General features: G+C 57.7%; 17 protein-coding genes. 3 read left to right on the forward strand and 14 right to left on the reverse strand.

Annotated elements, in window-relative coordinates; translation table 11 throughout:
* Positions 1–23 precede the first annotated feature (23 nt).
* On the reverse strand, positions 24–2150 hold the full coding sequence (locus VGK48_02610; protein HEY2380052.1) for a response regulator: 2127 nt from the start codon (positions 2148–2150) through the stop codon (positions 24–26).
* A 240-nt stretch (positions 2151–2390) separates the two neighbouring features.
* Positions 2391–2591 (reverse strand): hypothetical protein, encoded by a 201-nt coding sequence (locus VGK48_02615; GenBank protein HEY2380053.1) that lies wholly within the window; start codon positions 2589–2591, stop codon positions 2391–2393.
* 564 nt (positions 2592–3155) lie between these two features.
* Between VGK48_02615 and VGK48_02620 the strand changes: the two genes are divergently transcribed.
* Positions 3156–3308 (forward strand): hypothetical protein, encoded by a 153-nt coding sequence (locus VGK48_02620; protein HEY2380054.1) that lies wholly within the window; start codon positions 3156–3158, stop codon positions 3306–3308.
* Positions 3309–3412: 104 nt separating this feature from the next.
* On the opposite strand, the gene VGK48_02625 is transcribed toward VGK48_02620, so the two are convergent.
* The 8 genes from VGK48_02625 to VGK48_02660 form a co-directional block, all read right to left on the reverse strand.
* Positions 3413–5755, reverse strand: coding sequence for an ATP-binding protein (locus VGK48_02625; protein ID HEY2380055.1), 2343 nt, complete (start codon positions 5753–5755; stop codon positions 3413–3415).
* 3 nt (positions 5756–5758) lie between these two features.
* Positions 5759–6649: an MEDS domain-containing protein gene (locus VGK48_02630; GenBank protein HEY2380056.1), complete on the reverse strand. Its 891-nt coding sequence runs from the start codon at positions 6647–6649 to the stop codon at positions 5759–5761.
* Positions 6588–6911, reverse strand: a complete 324-nt coding sequence (locus VGK48_02635; protein ID HEY2380057.1) for a hypothetical protein — start codon at positions 6909–6911, stop codon at positions 6588–6590. The genes VGK48_02630 and VGK48_02635 overlap by 62 nt, the downstream gene beginning before the upstream one ends.
* Positions 6912–7191: 280 nt before the next feature.
* The gene (locus VGK48_02640; GenBank protein ID HEY2380058.1) at positions 7192–8925 is read right to left on the reverse strand and encodes an ATP-binding protein; all 1734 of its coding nucleotides are present in this window, start codon (positions 8923–8925) and stop codon (positions 7192–7194) included.
* Positions 8922–9269 (reverse strand): circadian clock KaiB family protein, encoded by a 348-nt coding sequence (locus tag VGK48_02645; protein ID HEY2380059.1) that lies wholly within the window; start codon positions 9267–9269, stop codon positions 8922–8924. Before VGK48_02645 ends, VGK48_02640 begins: the two co-directional genes overlap by 4 nt.
* Positions 9269–9625, reverse strand: a complete 357-nt coding sequence (locus VGK48_02650; GenBank protein HEY2380060.1) for a circadian clock KaiB family protein — start codon at positions 9623–9625, stop codon at positions 9269–9271. Before VGK48_02650 ends, VGK48_02645 begins: the two co-directional genes overlap by 1 nt.
* On the reverse strand, positions 9622–11376 hold the full coding sequence (gene kaiC, locus VGK48_02655; protein ID HEY2380061.1) for a circadian clock protein KaiC: 1755 nt from the start codon (positions 11374–11376) through the stop codon (positions 9622–9624). Before kaiC ends, VGK48_02650 begins: the two co-directional genes overlap by 4 nt.
* 102 nt (positions 11377–11478) lie before the next feature.
* Positions 11479–12585 (reverse strand): aminopeptidase, encoded by a 1107-nt coding sequence (locus VGK48_02660; GenBank protein ID HEY2380062.1) that lies wholly within the window; start codon positions 12583–12585, stop codon positions 11479–11481.
* A 101-nt stretch (positions 12586–12686) separates the two neighbouring features.
* On the opposite strand from VGK48_02660, the gene VGK48_02665 reads away from it, so the two are divergent.
* Both VGK48_02665 and VGK48_02670 read left to right on the forward strand, forming a co-directional pair.
* Positions 12687–13013, forward strand: coding sequence for a PadR family transcriptional regulator (locus VGK48_02665; GenBank protein HEY2380063.1), 327 nt, complete (start codon positions 12687–12689; stop codon positions 13011–13013).
* Between the two features lie 12 nt (positions 13014–13025).
* A complete protein-coding gene (locus VGK48_02670) occupies positions 13026–15707 on the forward strand; it encodes an ABC transporter permease (GenBank protein ID HEY2380064.1) in 2682 nt (893 codons plus the stop codon).
* 100 nt (positions 15708–15807) lie between these two features.
* Here VGK48_02670 and VGK48_02675 read toward each other — a convergent pair whose 3' ends face one another.
* From VGK48_02675 to VGK48_02690, 4 genes are all read right to left on the reverse strand, one after another.
* Positions 15808–17265: an alginate export family protein gene (locus VGK48_02675; protein ID HEY2380065.1), complete on the reverse strand. Its 1458-nt coding sequence runs from the start codon at positions 17263–17265 to the stop codon at positions 15808–15810.
* A gap of 119 nt (positions 17266–17384) precedes the next feature.
* Positions 17385–18737: a DUF3300 domain-containing protein gene (locus VGK48_02680; GenBank protein HEY2380066.1), complete on the reverse strand. Its 1353-nt coding sequence runs from the start codon at positions 18735–18737 to the stop codon at positions 17385–17387.
* A 91-nt stretch (positions 18738–18828) separates the two neighbouring features.
* A complete protein-coding gene (locus VGK48_02685; protein ID HEY2380067.1) occupies positions 18829–19206 on the reverse strand; it encodes a hypothetical protein in 378 nt (125 codons plus the stop codon).
* A 256-nt stretch (positions 19207–19462) separates the two neighbouring features.
* Positions 19463–20302, reverse strand: an 840-nt coding sequence (locus VGK48_02690) for a hypothetical protein (protein HEY2380068.1), incomplete at its 5' end; no start/stop codon positions are given.

A 20302-nucleotide genomic window follows, 5' to 3' on the forward strand; every position in this document is an offset into this window, starting at 1 on the left:
TTTTTCGCTATCTGGAAGAATTCTTAAAAGCGCTGTTCGGTCCTGTGGAGTTTTTCGGACTTCGTCTGCCGTGCATCCAGGCACTCCAGAATTCTGGTGGCATCGACGGGTTTGACAAGATGAACATTGAATCCGGCCTCCGATGACCGGCGTTTATCGTTGTCATTGCCCCATCCGGTGATCGCAATCAGAACGATCTCGCGGCTCCAGGGCCGCTCGCGGATACGCCGGGCTGTTTCATAGCCGTTCAGTCTGGGCATTCCCAAGTCGAGCACGATGACATCGGGCAGGACCTGTTCCGCCTTTTCGAGCGCTTCCATACCGTCAAACGCGGTGTACACCTCGTGACCATACATCCGGAGCATGACTTCGAAGCTCTCGACAACATCCGGATTATCGTCGGCGATCAGAATGCGCCGCCTCGTGAGCGGTTGTCGGGGGCCGGAGGAGTGGGCCGCTGACGACAGGTCCTGGCGTACTGTCTCGCGAACCGGCAGTCGAACGATAAATTCACTGCCCTTACCAATCCCCTCGCTCAAGGCTTCAATGGTTCCCCCGTGCATTTCCACAAGCCGCTTCGCTAACGACAAACCAATGCCCAAGCCCCCCTCGGATTGGCCGATAGAACGGCCAACCTGAGTAAACATTTCGAACACCCCCGCCAACAAGGCGGGATCAATGCCAATACCAACATCCTGGACTCGGATCACGGCAGTCGAACCTTCCTGCTTCGCAGTGAGGGAAATTCCTCCTGTCCCTTCCGCTCGCTTGCTGTACTTTGCGGCATTGTTGAGGAGGTTCGAAAACGCCTGGGCCAATCGCACCGGATCGGCGTCGAGATATATCGGCTCAGAGGGAATAGCCAACGCGAGTTCCAGACCATACTGTTCAATCAATGCGTGATTCGTTTCGACCGCGGCGGCGATAATCCGTGCCAGTTCGACTGGCTCCTTCCTCAGTTCGAGCGCATTGCGGCTGATGCGATTAACATCAATAAGCTCCTCAATCAGTCGACTCATGTGTTGCGTCTGGCGCTCAACTATGTCCATAGCCCGTTTGTATTCCATGGTGGCCGGGTCTTTCACGGCAAGGACCTTGAGCGAGTACCGCACCGGTGCTAACGGGTTGCGCAGTTCGTGAGCGAGGGTTGCCAGGAATTCGTCCTTGCGGCGATCCGACTCCCGTAATGTATCTTCAAGACGCTTGCGCTCGGCGAGTTCGCTGCGAAGCGACCGCTCGGCTAATTTCCGCTTGCTCAGATCAACACTGACGCCGAGTATTCGCGTGGAGTTGCTGTTGGAATCGTGAACTATCCGGCCACGATCGGCAATCCAGACGATGCTACCGTCCGGGCGAACCGCCCGGTATTCGGCCTCAAAATTACCAGTGCTCGCCGCTCGCTGAAGAGCAGCTTCGGGGACGCCGATGTCATCGGGATGAACGGCATGCGAAATTCGCGAGTCCGGGCCAAAGGCGCCTGGGGGAAAGCCAAAAACGACCTCTGGGTCTGCAGACCATCGCATTTTTCCGGTCGTCAAATCCCACTCCCAGGTCGCGACCTGCGCAACGGCCAGGGCCAGGCGCAGCCGCTCTTCATTGTCGCGAACCTCTTGATTCGCACGGGCCAGTTCTGCAGTCCGCTCAACGACACGGGTTTCCAGTTGCTCCTTCGCGAGCCGCAGAAGCTCCTGCGCGTTCTGGCGCTCCGCGACTTCGGCGTTTAGCGCCTCAACGGCCGATGCCAATGCCCGAGTCGTACGAAACAGATTGGCAAAAACGGCGACTTTCGACCGGAGAACATCCGGATTGATGGGCTTGCTCAAAAAATCAGCCCCGCCCACGCCATAGGCATGAACGACCTGCTTTTCATCCATGCTGTGCGCCGTCAGAAAGAGAATTGGCACGTGCTCACTGCGCTTGCGCTGCTTGATGAGCTTCGCCAATTCCAGTCCGTCCGTACCTGGCATTTTGATGTCGAGCACAATTGCCGCAAAGTCATTGTGCAAGATCGCGAAAAGCGCTTCGTCAGCCGTTTGCGCTCGCACGAGCGTGCAACCGCTCGAATCCAGGATGCTTTCAAGCGCATCCAGGTTGCGAGGCTCGTCATCTACGAGCAGAATGCGGACTACTTCATTAACAGAATCCTTCACCAGCGAAAGGCCTCCGAAACTGCAAGAGTGCGTAATCAAGCACCTGCGATTCCTTTACATAAGGACTGCCTTTGCTTGGGGTTGCGTGGGTATCGGCGTTTTGAAGGTATTGAAATTCTTCCGCAGTATTTCGAACTGTCAGGGAAATTCTACGCGTCGCCAGGAACATTTACCGGGCTAGACGGCTAGACCCCCGTTGCTTTTTGTGTTCCCTTCCCTTCCCGCGCGAAACGCGCCGGTTCATCCCTTTTGTCGCGCCAAGGAGTCCTCTTGAGCGGAACCGGCAACCAGGCGCATCACTCCGTGTCCCACGATCACAAGCAGGACGTACACGGTAGCGTCCGCCAGGACAGGCGCGACACCGGGAGAGAATATGATCCAATTCGGAAATACCGCGGCGATCCAGTAATCGCGTGGCGGACCGATGATCGCCGAAGCCAAGACACACACCGCCAGTCCACGTCCTCCAAACCGGCGAGCCACTCGCCAGGTGAGAAGGTAAGCGGGGGCACACGAGACCGCGAATCCGAGCCATAGCAAAACTGAAAGTGCGGCCCGGACTTCGGGACGCGCCACCAGCCCAAGGCCTCCGCGAGCGCGATGGAGGCAAGAGCAACCGCCCCAAAACCCACTCCTCCCGCCAGAGCTCCTCCAATTCGGCGCGACCCCGCCCGGGTAAAGTAAGCCGCGGCCAAGAAAGCGCCCCCATACAAAAGAACCATCAGGAAGACTTCGCTTGTTGTCATGAATCTCGAACGGAGTATGGGCGATGGAGGGAGTGGTCAGGCAGGTTCACCGGTATCCGCATGGATGAAGGCGTACTTCGATGCCGGCGTTTAAACATACGGCCCGTCTATGTGCCACCGTTTTTTTGCTCCTGGGTGTACGGTAGCGTACCAAGCCCACCGGCACTTTTCTGTAATTATCTTTTGTGGTAATAATCGCGTCAACTTCTTTTGTATGCCTAGACTGAACGTTGGTGACAAAGTAAAGATCCTGCCGGCAATGGAAACTGCTTTCATCGGCGCAGAAGGTCTCGTTAACGAGATCCAGCCGAATGACCGTGGTATTAGAGACCTCGACCGCTATGTAGTGCAGTTCAAATGGGGCGAGAAAAAGACATTTTATGATGCGCAGCTGATGCGGATAGAAACCTGATTCAGGTATCGGCGGTGGCGGCCAACGATGCTTTCGATGACGGCCGCTAGCTCAGAATATTCGAGAGGCACAAAGGGCCTGATTTGTGCCTTTTGGCGTCTTTTTTAACTCAGGCGTGGAATCGAGGCAAACAGGGCTTGTAAAGTATCCAGCTCGACGGGTTTGACGATATGGTGATTGAACCCGGCGGTTTTTGTCCGATTCCGATCTTCGTCCTGGCCCCATCCTGTCAAGGCGATCAAGAGCATATCCGAGAATTCCAGGTCCTGCCGTACTCGCCTCGCGACTTCATAGCCATCCAAGCCCGGCATGCCGATGTCGAGGAAAAGCACCGACGGGTTGTAAACGCCGAGCTTGTCCAGGGCCGATTGGCCGTCGTAAACGATCTGTACCTCCGCGCCGAGAAGCGTCAGCAGCAATCCCAGGCTGTCCGCCGAATCCTTATTGTCGTCAACCACGAGAACACGTGGAGTGGCGGAAGCCGGCGGTTTTTGAAGTTGGTGTGGAAGCGTCATCTGCAAGTCGTCGCGTAACTGCCCTTCAGCCAAGGGAAGGCGCACAACAAACTCGCTGCCGCGACCCGGCCCATCGCTGTGAGCCTCGACGCTGCCGCCATGCATTTCGACGAGGGTGCGTACCAGGTTAAGGCCGATGCCCAGGCCGTCCTGGAAGCGGCGAAGTGCATTGTCCACCTGCGTGAACATATCGAAGACACGGGAGAGCATCTCGGGCGGGATGCCGACACCCGTGTCCCGGATCGATACCACGGCCGCAGTGTCCTCCCGCCTCGCCTCGACCGTGATGATTCCGCCGGGCTCCGTATACTTCGCGGCATTGTTCAGCATGTTCGCGAATATTTGTGCAAGCCGGACCAAGTCGCCGTCCACAATGACAGGCTCATCGGGCTGGGAGACTACGATCTGGTGGCCGGCAGCATCTATTATCGGTTTGCTCGCCTCCACGGCCGACCTCAGGACCGTGGCCAGATCGATCCGTTGTTTTTTAAGTTCGATTTTCCCGTGGCTGATACGGGACACTTCAAGCAGGTCATCGACCAGGCGGACCATATGGGACACTTGCCGGTCCATCATCTCGAGGAAAGGCACTCCAGCGGGCGCGGAAGTCCCGGAAATTCGCATCGTTTGAAGCCAGTTGCGAATGGGAGCGAGAGGGTTGCGCAGTTCGTGAGCAAGGGTGGCGAGGAATTCATCCTTATGACGGTCAGCCGCGCGCAGCTGCGCCTCCGAGTCCGCGAGCGCCTGCCGAGCCTGCACTTGAGCTGAGATATCCCGGAAGTAGCACACCAGACCGAAGCACCCATCCGGCAAAGTGATCCGGTCCAGCCGCCATTCATAAAATTCGACGATGCCTCGATCCAGCCGCCGTTCCGCTCGCTCGGCAGTGATATAGGGCTCGCCCGTTTCCAGCGTATGGCGGAAAATGCCCACGATTTCATCGGCGTATTGCTGCTCCCAGAGCACATGCATGACTTCGCCGAGATCGAGGCCGATGACTCCGCCGGCGATAGCTCCGAAAACCGGCAGCGCGACCGGATTGACTTCGCGAATTCGAAGGGCGGAATCGACCAGGAATACTCCCATCGGAGCCTGATTCAAAAGCGTCTCAAACTGCTCGCCCCGATTGCGCAGCACCTCCTCCATCTGTTTGTGCCTGGTGATGTCCTGGAAGTTCAGAAGGATCGCGCCGCCGCGGTTAAAAGGAAGGGCTCGCGCGTCGAGCAGAAACGTCCTGCGGCCCAGTCCCTCCGCTTCGCGGTCGATCTCGCGAGGCTCGAATTTATTTCCGCCGGCGACGATCGCTTTCAGCGAATCCCACGGCCCGAAATCCTTCCACTGGCGATCGCCGAGTTCCCGGAGCGGGACACCCTGGCTCTGCTCGCGGGAGACGCCGCACATCACATAAAACGCGCGGTTTGCAGTCTGCACTCGAAGCTCCGAGTCCAGGACAACGAGCGGCTCGCTCATGGCGTTGATGATGGTTTTCGCATACTCGCGTTCGTAGACCGCCTGCTCGACACTCTCGAGCAAAGCGGTCACATTCGTGAATGTCAGCATCCCGCCTTTTTCGCCGTGGGCGCCCGCATAGGAGGTCAGCCGCATGATGAAACGGCGGTCGCCATGCCGGATCTCACGGCGGCAGGGCAGCGCATTGGCCATAATCTGTGTGAAGACAGCCTCAAATTCCTTCACCTCTCTCAGGACTGCGATGCTGCGGGCAGGCCTCCCGATATCCGCTGCTTCCAGCCCAAACATGTCCATTGCCGCCTGGTTGAAGCGGCTCAGGCTGCCCTCGGAGGTCATAATCATGATGGGAAAATCGAAGGATTCGAGAAGGGCAATGACTTCACTGCCGGCGTAGTCCTCAACGGCGGGACGTTCTGCGCCGCGAGAATCGGGCATGCCGTCAGGGACTGCGCTCGACCGCATTATCTACTTCCTGGGAGAGGTATAGAGGTTGTGGCTCCGGCTCAGCACCGAATCCGCGACCAGGGGAAGACTCTGACGCAACGCCATAAGCAAAGCCTGAGATCTCGGCATCTGGAACGACGCTGAAAATTGAGCTAACAACTGTTGTTCAAGGACGGAAGCCTCGTCGGCGCCGACGGTCTCGCGGAGCGCGTCACTGACAGCGCGCTCCAGACGCGCGTAGTCCTCGACCGGGATCAAGTGCGAATGGTTTTGCCCAAGCCGCGGCAGCATGCGGGAGTGAACCTCGCTATTGAAGTTATCCATGACAAATGAACAAAAGATTGCGATGTCATGGTGGTGGGCGAGTTGATCGAATTGATCTTCCAAATCCATACTTGCCCCCACATCCCCTCGTTCCCAAAGGACATTCACCATCTCCCCCCACCAGCGGACCTTCGGGCAACGGCTTCCGCCGCGGGCCCGGCTGATGACATCGGCGGCGAGACCGAGAAAGACCGGGGCATCCGGCATGGCATCGCGCATGAATTTGGGCAACAACTCGTCGGCGTCAACGATCGTAAGCTGTCCGCGGCTTTGCGCGCCTTTCACATCCACCCCTTCCGCCTGAAGACGGGGACGAAATGCATCCCAATGTTCTTGCGTTGGAACGAGGATCACAGCCTCGCCATTGGCCAGCGCGCCCGCGGCGAACCGGCAGACGGCGCGGCGCAGGAATTCCTGGTCCTGATAAAGCTGCACGATATGATCGCGCGGCTTCGCATCCGCCAGAAGAGATCGCCACGGCTCATTAGCAAAGGCGCCGTCGCTGTCGTCGCTCCTGAGGGCCGCATCATGGAGATGAATGTTGGCGGTCCGATCCGTTGCTTGCTGCAATGCTCTTTGATCTTTCATTGGCGTTTGCTCCCGCTGAATTGTTACGCAGCGCAATCACACGAATTGCATGATCTGTTTCGAGTTGTGCCAAGGCTGGCTCGCCCGCTAATTGTCGCGCTGCTGCTGCTTTGTGATCACTTACGGATGTCCTCAATAAACTACCATGCACCGCCATCTCAAGCTTGAACGAAAATTCAGGGACAGACGGTCTTGCATTTTGCATGGCATGGAAGTGGTAACCGCATACCACCCGCTCTTTTTGCCACAGCGACCTGATCATGAAAGTCTGCATCACCAGATGATGAAAAGCACTCAGGAAAAACCTGATTTAAGAAGGTAAAAACCTTACATTGATGCGCAACAGTCTGAACTCTGCGAGCAACACGATGGTCGATGCCGCCGCGCGCCGCCGGCGTATTCATGTTTGCTTGCAGACGCGCTCTATGACCGCCCTCATTGGGGTACGAATGGCAGAGTTGGCCGCCTCAGCTCTGCTCGGCGCAGTGAGGTCAAAGAGTAGCCGGGTTCAATTGAGAATCGGATTCAGACGGTAAGCAGAGCTATTGGCGGTGGCGGCCGACGATGTTTTCGATGACGGTTACCAGCTCAGAGTATTCGAGGGGCTTCGCCACATGCATCTCGTACCCCGAGCGGAGCACGCGCAAGCGATCCTCGGTCCCGGCATACGCTGTGAGCGCGACAGCGGGAGTCCGTCCTCCACGGTCTGCGGGCAGGGTCCGGAGCGTCTGCATTAACTGATAGCCATCCGTGCCGGGCATCCCGATATCTGCGACGATCAAATCGAATTTCGATTCGTTCAGTGCTGCGAGAGCGCGTTCGGCGGAGGGAGCAACTGTTACGCTGGCTCCGGATCTTTCGAGCATGATCTTAACGAGATCGCGCGCATCGGGTTCATCGTCGACAGCAAGCACGCTGAGGCCTTTCAGCCGGTCCGAAGATTCAACATCCGGCAGCGCATTGCGGATGGCTTCGGGCCGGACGGCCTTGCCGGAATTGGGGCGATCGTGGCGTGAGACAAGCGGGAGTTTTACAATGAACGTCGCACCCTGTCCCTCTCCCTGACTATAGGCGTGGACCTCTCCTCCGTGAAGTTCGACCAGGTGCCGGACAATACTGAGACCGAGGCCGAGCCCTCCATGCGAGCGCGTGATGGTCGAGTCCGCCTGACGGAAGCGGTCGAAAACAAGCGGCAGAAAGTCCTGCGTAATGCCCTTCCCTGTATCCGCCACGACGATTTCAGCGTCGGATCCGAGGCGCCCGAGGCGTACTTCAATGGCCCCGCCGCGCGACGTGAACTTGATAGCGTTGGATACGAGATTCCAGACAATCTGCTGCAGGCGGTCGGCATCGGCGGAAATCTCACCAACCGCCGTGTTCAAAAGTTTAGTTATCCGGACGCCCTTCGCTCCGGCGGCAGGCTCGAGCGCGTCAATCGCGGCGTTGATATAGGCTACCGGATCGATAATGCGGACATCCAGACGGAGCTTACCTGTGATAATCCGTGAAACATCGAGCAGGTCTTCAATGAGTTGCTTCTGAGCCCGCGCGTTCCGCTCGATCGTCTCCAGCGCGGCATTGATTTGTTCGGACTCGAAAGCTCCGGAACGTAGAATGCTGGCCCATCCCAATATCGCATTCAGCGGCGTGCGCAATTCGTGAGACACGGTAGCCAGGAATTCGTCCTTCAGCCGATTGGCAGCTTCAGCTTCGGCACGCGCCCTCCGTTCCATGACGAGCAGTGCTTCCCGTCTTTCGTGATGCTTTTGTGAAGTCAGGTCCGTAATCAGCGCACCGAGAGCAGCGCCACTATCGGGAGGCAGCCTGTTGAATGTGATCAGAACAGGTATTGGAACGTTGTCTGCCCGTTGAATACGCACTTCGCCCTGGCTCGGCCCGCTTTTTCCCTTCTGGAGCGAATCCTGATATAACAAGCGGTCTTCGGCGAGGATTGCTTCGGTTAGAGGAAGGCCGATCAGTTCCTCCTGCTGCCTTCCGAGCATTTCCGCGAATCGCAAATTGCTGTATAAGACGGTTCCGTTATCATCCAGCGTTATTGCACCCTGCTGCATCTCCTCCACGAGCAGACGGTAAGGGCGGTCGGCGCTTTCAAGCGTGTAAATGCGATGTCCTGCCGGCGCCTGCACGACCAGGGCGTCGACGTCGCCGCTTTGTATTGCGCGGAGCGTCTCCTCGGCTTCTTCCAGCCGGCGCCGCAATTCGGCGATCTCTTCGTTGACCGTATCGCTTTCGGGACGCTTATATCGCAAGCTCATGATTCAGTCTTCCGGCGCAAATCCAACCCCAACAACACCCGCTCCTCATCCGAGAGATTGCCGACGAACCGGCGCAGCGGTTTGGGCAGCTCCTTGATCAATGTAGGAACGGCGATGATTTGTTCGTCTTTCGCAAGACTGGGATTCTTATAAATATCGATTACTTCCAGTATATAACGGCCATGAAGGTGTTCCTCGCAGATGGCTCGGATCGTCGCAAGAGCCTCCATCGAGCGGGCGGTCATTCCGGTCAAATACAGCCGCAGGACATACTTTTCGTTCGAAGCATCTTTCAGAGCCTGCTCGAACTCCTTGGTCGCCTTGTATTTCTTCCCCGGCGCCATTACTGGGCTCCCGGCGAACCGGCGCCGGGCCTTCCGGGCCTGAGCTGCAAGCCGATCAACGTTCGTTCTGTATTGCTCAGGTCGCCAACGATTTTGCGCAGCGGTTCGGGAAGTTTTCGCACCAGCGTCGGAATAGCCACAATCTCATCGCCTGCGGCGAGTTGAGGATTCTCCAGAAGATCGATGACCTCGATCGAATATTGTCCCGGCAGGTACTCTTCGCAGATCTTTTTCAAATTGGAAAATGCAAACAATGACTTTGGCGACCGGCCGGCAACATACAACCGGAGTTCCCAGGGGAACTCTTTGGCAGCCCCGGCGCGTCCGGCGGGTTTCGATGGTTTCCTGTCTTTCATTTGCGGCGGCCCCGGCGCGGGAGGTGGAGATCTTCCGCGTCTCGATCTGCCTGACGGCTGACCGACATGCGTTCGCGGTCGTCTTGAACAACCTGTTCCTGACTCTTGAGTTGTTCGATCAGGCGCGCGGCCTCTGCCTCTTCGACTTCAAATTCCTTTCGCAGCGAGGCAATCTGCGCCTCCACGGCCGTGCGCCGGCGGCCGAGATCCCGCTGCCTGGCTTCGATTTCCTCTTCTCTCACTTTAGCCTCGGCCTTCTCGCGAGCCTCCTGCGACTTTCTGGCTGAACCTGTAAGCACGCCTTCGGACCCCAGGTACACATCCTGCAATTCGATGCCATGATCGGTCAGCAAAAACTCGCGCACCTGGTTGGAGTGCTCCATGCCACGCGATTTGAGAACGTACAGCAGCCGGTTTCGTTCCCCGCCATTCTCAACGTCCCGAAGCAGCAGCCAGGTGTCTACGAGCGATGAAACATCGACATCGGTCTGTTCCAGATAGCCCTCTTTATCGGAGGTCAGACTCGTCAGCAATGCAGTGATATTTTTCATTTTCAGGAAGTCGATAAGACGCGTCAGCATGGTTGAGGCATCTCTGCGGGTTCCTGCCCGGATGACACTGCTGATGGGATCGAAAACGACGACCTGCGGTTGTAAGTCCTCGACCTGTTTGTGAACGGTCGCCAGATGTAATTCCAGCCCCTGGGAAGTCGCACGTTCAGATCGCAAGACCAGAAGGCCCTGCTTGATCCAGGGAGCCAGGTCCAATCCGATCGAACGCATGTTGCGGCTGAGTTGGCCCGGCGACTCCTCCAGAGAAAGATACAGACAGCGTTCGCCCCTTTTGCAGGTTGCATCCACAAACTGTGAAGCGATGCTGGTTTTCCCCCCTTCCGCCGAACCCGACACCAGCACGGTGGTGCCGCGATAATAGCCGCGGCCGCCTAACATGGCATCCAATCGAGGTATCCCCGTGGTGATCCGTTCGTTGCTGGCGGCGTGTTGCAGGCCGAGTGAAGTGATGGGTAAAACGCTGAAACCTTTTTCGTCGATCAGAAACGGGTACTCGTTGGTTCCGTGAACCGATCCCCGGTATTTGACAACTCTGATCCGGCGCGTCGCAATCTCGTCGATCACGCGGTGGTCGAGGACGATCACACAGTCGGAGACGTACTCTTCCAGCCCGTGGCGGGTGAGAGTACCGGCGCCCCGTTCTCCGGTAATAACGGCCGTTACACCCTTCTCTTTCAACCAGCGGAACAGGCGGCGGAGTTCAGCCCGCAAAATTCCTTCATTGGATAAGCCGCTGAACAAGGTCTCGATCGTATCCAGCGCCACGCGTTTGGCGCCAATCGAATCGATGGCATGGCCGAGCCGGATGAACAATCCCTCCAGATCGTAATCCCCGGTCTCCTCGATTTCATGACGCTCGACACGAACGAAGTCAATGGCGAGTTTTTTCTGCTTGACCAGGGCTTCCAGATCGAAACCCAGCGATCGGACGTTTTGCGCCAATTCCCCGGCAGTTTCCTCGAAGGACATGAAGACGCCGGGCTCGCCGTACTGTGTGGCGCCGCGGACCAGGAACTCCATCGAAAGCAGAGTCTTTCCACAGCCTGCACCACCGCATACGAGCGTCGGCCGCCCCCGGGGAAGTCCACCCCCGGTAAGCTCATCTAATCCCTCGATCCCGGTTTTGGCTTTCGGAAACTGTTTTGCCAGCTCCCCGCGACTCTGAGTTGTCTTTGACATGGGCAGTCTGTTGGCGAAGTGACACGAATCAGTGGCACAAATAAAAATGGACTACATATATGAATATATACCGCGGGGGCCGGCGAACAATAGAAAACGAAGTCAGCCAGCCGCCGCTATGCCGCAATGGCGTGCAGCTGCCATGAGACTGCGAAGCTCCTGATGGCGTTGTGCGAAGGGCTTTTTGGATAGGACTTCGACGGCAGCGTTGAATTTCGGGATATCGCCGCCGTTCTGCTGAAGCAAACGCTGGAAAGGCGGCAAGTAGTCATAGTAATTGGCGACGGTGTTGAGTTTGGCGTTATTCAGGTCGCGCGCGAACCAGTCATCGTAGCCGGAATAGCCGCCCCACTTTGTCTTGAGTTCCTCATATTGATGGCGCAAATCATCGAAAACGCGCTGTTTCTCGCGGCGCAATTCGGCTGGCGGGCCCGGCGGGGTTCGAGCAGCCGTGACGCTGCCGTCCTTACCTACCATGTCGCCGTACACTTTTTCCAGCAGGGCGCGGGCGTCCATGACCAGGTGCACGAACTCGTCATCGCGTTGGATTGCGGCGTTATATTGCTCCAACAGACTGGTTTCGCCCCTTGAGCGCAGCCAGAGCCGCGCGCCTTCCTGGCCGACGGTTGTCGCGTAGGCTTCATTGAAGTCGGTATCACCGGCGGCAAAAATGCGCTTGTGGGCAAGTTCGTGGAACAGCAGTTCAGCCAACTCCGCTTCGGTGTTGTCGATGAACGTACTCAGCAGGGGATCCTTGAACCAGCCAAGCGTGGAGTAGGCATCGACGCCGTCGACGTATACGTCGAATCCCTTTTTTGCCAGACCTTTACCGTAATCGTTTGCGCTCTTCTCGGAAAAATAGCCGCGGTACTCGAGGCTCCCGACGAAGGGATACCGCCAGGCCTTGGGCTGAAGTGAAAATTCCGGCGCTGCCTGGACGTCCCAGACGACATACTTCCGGTGCACCTCGACATACTTATCGTAATCGCCATCGACTGGAAGTTTGAGCTCATTCATGGCGAACTGGCGGAGTTGCTGGACGAGCTGCAATTGTTGCCGGAGCTTTTCGGGCGTTTTGGCTTCGGCAATCAGTTTATCTATCGATTGACGGTGCGTGAGCAGCTGGACCTCACCGTGAATGGCTTGCAGGTAATAGCCAAACGGCAGAATCGCCAACCAGACCAGGCAGAGACTTAAAATACCGTTCACTCAAAAAAGCATAGCGCTTTTCGCAGGCGTCCTCCCATCGATACACGATGGGAGTTGACACCCACGCCTGATTTATCAGATCATTCTCCCATCGACAAGCGATGGAAACACAAAATCTACTGCCCGGCACGCTCGATCTCTTGATTTTGAAAACCCTGACGCAAGGCTCGAAACACGGCTACGCGATCGCGGAACATCTCCGCGCCGTTTCCGATGACGTGCTTCAGGTGGGCGAAAGCTCTCTGTATCCGGCCCTGCAGAGGTTGCTGGTCAATGGCTGGGTGAAGGCGGAATGGGGCGCATCGGAAAACAACCGGCGCGCCCGTTATTACACGCTGACGGCGGGCGGCCGCAAGCAGTTGCGCTTCGAAGAACAGGATTTCGACCGGATGATTGCCGCAATCCGGAAAGTCCTGCAGACCGCTTGAGGATCGGATTCTATGGTTAACCTGCTACGCCGGCTCGCATATTGGTTTCGCCAGCGCCGCGCCGATCGCGAGCTGGTGGAAGAAATCGAAACCCACCGGGTGCTCCGGCAAAAAGAGATCGAGAAATCCGGACTGTCTCCGGCCGATGCGGAGCAGGCGAGCCGCCGCGCCATGGGCAACGTCCTGCTGGCGCGCGAGAATGCACGGAGCGCCTGGATTTCGTCGTGGCTGGATCAACTCTGGCAGGACATCCGATACGGCATACGGCAGCTCCGGAGCCATCCCGGTTTCACATGCATAGCCGTGGCGACCCTGGCGATCGGAATCGGAGCGAACACCGCTGTCTTTACGATCGTCAACGGCGTTCTGCTGGAATCGCTGCCGTACAAGCACCCGGAGCAGCTCGTGATGATGTTCGAACGGCTTCCAGGCTGGCCGGAGAAGTTCGGTTTCTCACCGCCGGATTTCGAACTCATCCGGCGCGAGTCGCGTTCTTTCTCGGGAATGGCGGCCTATCGAACCGCCTCTTACGAATTGGCCGGCATCGCCCAGCCGCAACGCCTTAGCGGAGTGCGCGTATCGTCCGAACTATTTTCAGTCATCGGTGTCGAGCCCTTCATCGGACGGCCGATCACATCCGATGAGGACCGGCAGCAGGCTCATGTCGTCGAAATCAGTTATGGGCTGTGGTCTCGAGAGTTCGGCCGGGATTCTTCGATCATTGGAAGAACGATCCAGCTGGATCGCGAACCGTATGTGATCATCGGCGTTATGCCAAGGTCGTTCGATTTTCCTTCTCGTGGGCCGAAGATCAACGGGGACCCTGCGGATGTATTCCTTCCGATATCGTTTTCGCAGGAGGATCGCGAAGCCTGGGGCATGCGGTACAACAACACGGTGGTCGCGCGCCTGGGACCGGGAGTGACATTAGATCAAGCACGCGCGGAAATCGCGAGCCTCGTGAAGCCGCTTATTCAACACTATCCGGCGATGATTTCCGGCTTCATCACAGGCTTGGCGATCCCCGTGATTCCCTTCGACGAGGAAGTCGTCGGCACGAGCCGGCGAATGCTGCTGATGTTAACCGCCGCCGTGGCGATGGTGCTTCTGATCGGCTGCGCCGATGTGGCCAACCTGATACTGACGCGGTCGAGCTCCAGGCAACGCGAGATGGCGATCCGGTCATCGCTCGGAGCCGGCCCAACGCGGATTTTTCGCCAGCTCCTCACCGAAGGACTGACGCTGGCGGCAGCGGGAGGAGCGCTGGCGCTGCTTCTGGCATACGGCTCGAAACGGCTTCTTCTTGCTTTCGCAGGACAGACGCTGCCGCGGGCGGAATCAATCAGCCTCAATTACCGCGTCGCCGGTTTTACCGCTCTGATCTCGCTGCTGACTCCGCTGATTTTCGCTGTCCTGCCCGCCTTTCGCGCCGCGCGGTTCTCTGATGGCGATGCGTTGAAGCAGAGCACCCGAAACTCGACTCCCGGTCAGGGCCGCAGCCGCCTGCTGGGGATATTTCTCGTCGCACAAGTCGCGCTGGCGCTCATACTTTCGATCGGCGCCGGGCTGCTCGTTCGCAGTTTCACGCGGCTGATGAGCACAGAACCCGGCTTTCGACCGGAGCAGGTCATCCACATCGCCATCACTCTCCCCTCCGGCAGCTATGCGACGGGCCAGGCGATCAAATCGTTTTATCGTGAGGCCGTCGAAACCATGCAGCGGATTCCCGGCGTGAGCACCGCCGGAGCCGGCACGGATCTTCCACTGAGCGTTCGTGACCGGCGCACGTTCACTGGCGAAGGAACGACACGGCAGATTCCGGCATCAAGCCGGACGATTGCGACGACCTGGGCTTCCGCCGGTTACCTCGAAACCCTGGGCATTCCGATCAAGCGGGGCCGCTCTTTGACGGATGCGGATACCCAGAGCAGTCCGCCGGTAGTCATCATCAACGAGGCTGTCGCGCAGATGCTCTGGCCGGGCACGGATCCAGTCGGACATCGCATGAAATGGGGGATCGATGCCTCGGAGACGCCATGGATGACCATTATCGGAGTGGCAGGCGATGTAAAACAGAGTACGCTGGACGTTCCCACCATCCCGCAGGCGTATGTGCCGGCATTCCAGGAGGGTGACGCTGCTTTCACCGGCTTCAATCGAACCGTGCATGTCGTTGTTCGATCGAGCCGCGATGCCGATTCGCTGATCCCGGAGCTGCGCACCTCCATCCGCCAGATGGATCCGGAACTTCCGGTAAAAGCACAGACGCTCACAGACGTGATCGGCGCATCGCTGCAGCCGCAGCGGTTCAGCATGAGCATCGTCATGCTCTTTGCTGTAATCGCACTCGGCCTTTCCGCGATCGGAATTTACGGAGTTCTGTCGAATATCGTCAGCCAGCAGACGCAGGAGATCGGCGTCCGCATCGCTCTTGGAGCAACTGCTGGCAGCGTCATCTGGATAGTGCTTCGCCGGGCTCTGAAATTCATGACGATAGGCTTGGGGATCGGAATCATTGGAGCCTACGGCCTGACGCGACTGATGGCCGGCCTGCTTTATGAAGTCAGCCCCACGGACGCTGTCGCTTTTTTGGGAGCCGCAGTGGCCCTGACCCTTCTCGCGGTCGCGGCAAGCCTGGTGCCGGCATGGCGAGCAGCAAGGATCGACCCGCTCACCGCGCTGAAGTTGGAATGACGAGAAGGGAGAAACCACAAGAAGCACAAGAAAAGAATTGGCGACTTCTGTGCCTCTTGTGCTTTTTGTGGGCCCTCCCCACTTCGCAGACCTTGGGGCTTCAGAATCGGTTTTTGCCGTTGTCCTTGAAGTTCACCGCAAAGTAGGAATAGTTGAAGTTGGGTCCGGACGTCGTGTGGGCCAGGAACGAGCCGGGCATCAGATGTCCCACTCCGGCGCCGACGTTGACGTGACCGTTCAACTCGTACCAGCTGTAAACATCGCACTCTTCGCCGATGTGCGTTCCCGATCTGCCCGTTGCATCGCGAACGATCAAACCGCCGGACGTGTTGTAAAGGCCGTCGCTGGCTGTTGCCAGCGAAAAGTTGATGTATTGCGCCGTCAGAGTCCAGCGATGATGCGGCTCAACCGTAATGCCGCCGCGAGAGGCGGAAATATTCTGCCAGCCAAACTGATCCGTGATCCCGAATCGATCGTGGGCCGTGGGATACATCGTGTCGAAAGTGCCATGAATCCCATCCGTGGAGTGGCTGTCCCCCGCAGCAAAATCGTATTGCGTGAACAAACGCGGCTGCCCACGCAGGCTTTCGAATCTATATGCAACCCCGATGGTCGACGCCCACGCGTGAATCGCATTGGGACCGTCCGAACCGCGTTCGGCAATTGCTTCCGCCGAGTAATCCAGCATCCCTTTTGCTTTTCCCTTCAGGCGGACTCCGTAAGCTCTTTCGTTTTGTTTACCGTTCCTGCTCGCTGCGGCTTCCAGGGCAACGCTCGGCTGCGTACGCCATAGAACAAAGGGCTCGAGCACCGCGCCGGAAAATACATCATTGACGTAACCGTACGCCCCGTAAACGTCATTGCCTTTTTCGTGGCGGCTGATTCCGAAATCCCGTGTGATGACTGCCGATGCAGCAAATAGCCCTAACCGGTACCGCCTGTAATGAAGATTGCCGGCGACGGCATCGTAGGAACGTCCCTGATCGCGCCATTCCGAATTGGCAATGATCGTGTTGTTGTAATTGATCAGTTGCCTGCCGGCGCGCACGCTGAACCATTGCTTCTCGGGATCGCCGGCCTGCACATACGCGAGCTTCAAGTCCCATGTGTTTTCATTTGGCGGGCCGATCGGCGGATTTTCCGAGATCGGCCGGGCATCCTGGACCTGAGACACGATTTTCAGCCAATTGGTGGGCTGCAGATCCATCTGATACCGGAACCTGTTCAAAGAGTAGCCGTCGTCACTGCCCGATTTGAAATTGGCGTCGTGGTTGTTCTCGTATCGAAGACGTTCTTCCGCCCCAAAACCGATCCACTTCGGCAGATGACGATTGAGCAGGCTTGCGGGATCGAAATTCCGGAAGTCGTAGGGTTCCACCGAACCGAATGTGCGGTACGCGGGCCCATTCAGAAAACTCAGAGGGTTCGACGCCGGACCGGTGATGAACGCGCCTCCAGCTGCGCTGGAGGCGTTCTGGGTGGTGACGTCATCCTGAGCGGCGAGCGGGACTGTAAAAATAAAAACAGATAAAACAACGAACAGTAGACTACGAAACATCCGTTGTAGCTTAACGGGAAACGGAACACAAAAGGCACAAGAAGCACAGGAAATCGGGGTTCAAAAACCGATTTTCTTGTGCTTCTTGTGCCTCTTGTGTTCCGTTCCTTATCTAACTGTTATCGTCGGCCTCCACCGCCACCGTGCGATCCGCCACCATGTGATCCGCCACTACTGTGCGATCCGCCGCCGCCGTGGGATGAGAAGGATCCACCGCCGCCGCGAGAAACCGACGGAGCTGCCGAGCGTGCCATCGGCGCGCTGGACCGAGCTTGAGGTGCAAACGATCGAGCCTGCGGAGCGTTAGATCGTGCCTGCGGAGCATAGGACTGTGAAGGCGCCGCATACGAACGGTACCCGTTGCCCGGATTCCGCGACCGAGTGGCAGCGAAGGAATTCCTATTCGCGAAGCCTTGCGCCGTGGACCGGTTGGCAAACGACTGCCGCGGCGCGGCGCTCGGCATCGATGCGCGAGGAGATGCGGCAAAGCTGCGCGCCATCGGAGCTGCGCTACGCACGCCCGCCGTTCTCGGAGCTGCTATCCCAGCCTGACGGGCCGCCGGAGCGAATCGTTGAGCCACTGCATGATTCGAATAAGGAACTCCCTGTCGATGGAATACATCGTGAGACCAAACCGACGTTCCCCTGAAGCCCGCAACGCGTGAGTTGAAGTTGAACCGGTTGGTAAACCCGTGGTTCACAAAGATCGTACGGCTGCCCCATCCCGGATGCCAGCCCCAGGCTCCCCAGCCACCCCAACCGACGCCGAAGAAACCGCCGATTCCGATACCGGCGCCGAAGAACAGTCCTGCGCTGAGCGGCGGATAGTACCAGGACGGGTACGGATAGTAGATCGGCGGGCCCCAGACGTACGCCGGATCATAAGACGGCACGTAGATAACGTCCGGATTTGCCGGCACAATCTGAACGACCGGCTGACCCGCGTCCGTCGTATTGATCACCTGCTGCTGCGGTGTTGAAGCAAGTTTTCCCGACTGTTCCGCGGACACCCTCAGACGTTGAATGGCGCCCATGACGTCCGCCTGCTGATTCAAGAAAGCATTTCCGAGAGCGGTAGTCCAGGAAACGTCTTCGTTCAGCCGCTTCAGAACGTCCGGAAACATCACCAGCGCCTGGACGCTCGGATCCCAATTCTGAGAGGCGGCGGCCTGAGTCAGCGCCTGCCCCGACAATTCGGGATGCTGCTGGAGCCACTGATTCGCTTCAACAACCTCAAGAGGGTAAGTCGACGCGACCAGGATCTGGCTGATCAGGGGATCGGGATAGAGCGCCAGAGGCGCAACTAATCCATCCATCTGATTGGGCGCGAGAACCTGCTGGTTCGCGGCCGGCACAGGAATCGGCTGGCCGGGAACCTGCTGTGCGGGAAACGGCTGCCCCGCCTCAGGTACAGGAATCGGCAGCGGAGCCTGCGAAAAACCCACTGCGGGTATAGACACCAACCCCAGCATGCAGATCCCTGCTACTGCTTGGCGAACATATTTCGTTATTTTTTCTCTCATTGAATCCCCCGTTCCAGGAAACCTTGCCACTCACTTACCCCTACAGTTTAATATCAACTGTTCTTCCCGGGAGTACCTGAACCTTATCGTGGAACAGTGTCTGTCCGGCGCTGTTTCGCACTTCTATATCATGGTTGCCGGTCTGAAGAGGAAAGTGTTTCAGTTTTCCACTTGATCCGGCAAATCCGCCATCAACATAGATGGAAGCGTCCTTCAAGTGCGTCTCGATTTTCACATCGCCGTGTGGCGAAACGCCGTAAATGCCGGCTGCCGGGTAATAGCCCGGGTAGTACCCCGAATAGTAATACGGTGAATAAAAGGCCGGACCCCAGCCAAATCCAAATCCATAGGCTGCATGAGGCCGGACTACGAAGCGCTGCGCCGCACCGGTTTGGGGCAGGACAACTATTGCCAACATTAGAGTTAACCCAGCTAACAAGCATTTCCGGAATGACATGGACCCTCCTTTTTGGTCTCTTCTGCTCCTGATGTAATGGACGGGCGCAAGATTAAGCCACGATTAAATGGAGGTTATTTGCTGTTAAGAATCGGATTCCAGAGGAGATCGGTGAAAATCCGGGCCTCATCAGTATTTCGTCAGGGTGCGGCACCCATAAAAAGATCCTAATGACTTAGACGCCGGCTGTGGGCGTCCGCTTCTTCTGAGTCGGCAACTACATGTGAACGCTGGGCTTGGTATCGCGAAGGATTTCGAGAATCGCCCGCCGGTCGGCGGCGGAAAGATGGGCATATTTCGGGCTCTGATCCTTCCCGGACAGCACTTCGTCCAGACGCTGATACACGCGGTTGCGCGCAGCGCCTGGGAGATTTTCGAAAATATCGCTATAGATCATGTACGAGAGCGGATAGCGGAACAGGCGCTTTTGCAGATCGAAATCTCGAAGCGACCGTCCCTGCGAGTCGTGCGGACCCCGCTGTGGGAAAGTGGCCGTGAACGCGGATACACCCTTCACGGGATCGTGGAGCGGAGCCTCGTGGACAAACAACATGTAATCGACCATCTCGTCGACTGCACGATTCAGCGCTACCTTTGAACTGTCCAGCGTACCGGACGCAGATGCGCGGCGGAATTGCTGGCCGACACTCATCATGTCATTGGTCATGCGGGCCTGATGTTCGAGCGTCATCAAGGCAACGATATCGCTGGTGGGCGCCAGATACTTCGTCGTATCGATCTTCGAGTCGAGGGTCGTCAGATTCTGTGTGCCTTCTTTTTCGAGGTCGAACGGATGATCCGGGTCCGGCGCAATGGCGTTGCCCATGTGGTGCACCGCACCGTGCGTCCCCGTGACGTACCATCCGCCCCACCGGTTTTCCAGCGGCGTGCGCTGATCGATACCTTCAAAGAAAGTACCGGTAACGAATGGCGTTCCATCCTGCTGCGGGTATACGGAAGAGACCACCAGTCCATTCGCCGGAGCGTGGCAGTTCAGACATTCGCTGGATCGCCTTTCGAAGCGTGGCTTTTCGGTCTTTTCCGTGTCGAGCGTGTA

The sequence above is a fragment of the Terriglobia bacterium genome (genome assembly GCA_036496425.1).
GTDB lineage: Bacteria > Acidobacteriota > Terriglobia > 20CM-2-55-15 > 20CM-2-55-15 > 20CM-2-55-15.

Coding starts and splice junctions, on each gene's coding strand:
- VGK48_02620 (HEY2380054.1), top strand. CDS start 3,156: ATGGAAACTGCTTTCATCGGCGCAGAAGGTCTCGTTAACGAGATCCAG.
- VGK48_02625 (HEY2380055.1), bottom strand. CDS start 5,755: ATGCGGTCGAGCGCAGTCCCTGACGGCATGCCCGATTCTCGCGGCGCA.
- VGK48_02630 (HEY2380056.1), bottom strand. CDS start 6,649: ATGAAAGATCAAAGAGCATTGCAGCAAGCAACGGATCGGACCGCCAAC.
- VGK48_02635 (HEY2380057.1), bottom strand. CDS start 6,911: ATGATCAGGTCGCTGTGGCAAAAAGAGCGGGTGGTATGCGGTTACCAC.
- VGK48_02640 (HEY2380058.1), bottom strand. CDS start 8,925: ATGAGCTTGCGATATAAGCGTCCCGAAAGCGATACGGTCAACGAAGAG.
- VGK48_02645 (HEY2380059.1), bottom strand. CDS start 9,269: ATGGCGCCGGGGAAGAAATACAAGGCGACCAAGGAGTTCGAGCAGGCT.
- VGK48_02650 (HEY2380060.1), bottom strand. CDS start 9,625: ATGAAAGACAGGAAACCATCGAAACCCGCCGGACGCGCCGGGGCTGCC.
- kaiC (HEY2380061.1), bottom strand. CDS start 11,376: ATGTCAAAGACAACTCAGAGTCGCGGGGAGCTGGCAAAACAGTTTCCG.
- VGK48_02665 (HEY2380063.1), top strand. CDS start 12,687: ATGGAAACACAAAATCTACTGCCCGGCACGCTCGATCTCTTGATTTTG.
- VGK48_02670 (HEY2380064.1), top strand. CDS start 13,026: ATGGTTAACCTGCTACGCCGGCTCGCATATTGGTTTCGCCAGCGCCGC.
- VGK48_02675 (HEY2380065.1), bottom strand. CDS start 17,265: ATGTTTCGTAGTCTACTGTTCGTTGTTTTATCTGTTTTTATTTTTACA.
- VGK48_02680 (HEY2380066.1), bottom strand. CDS start 18,737: ATGCTGGGGTTGGTGTCTATACCCGCAGTGGGTTTTTCGCAGGCTCCG.
- VGK48_02685 (HEY2380067.1), bottom strand. CDS start 19,206: ATGTTGGCAATAGTTGTCCTGCCCCAAACCGGTGCGGCGCAGCGCTTC.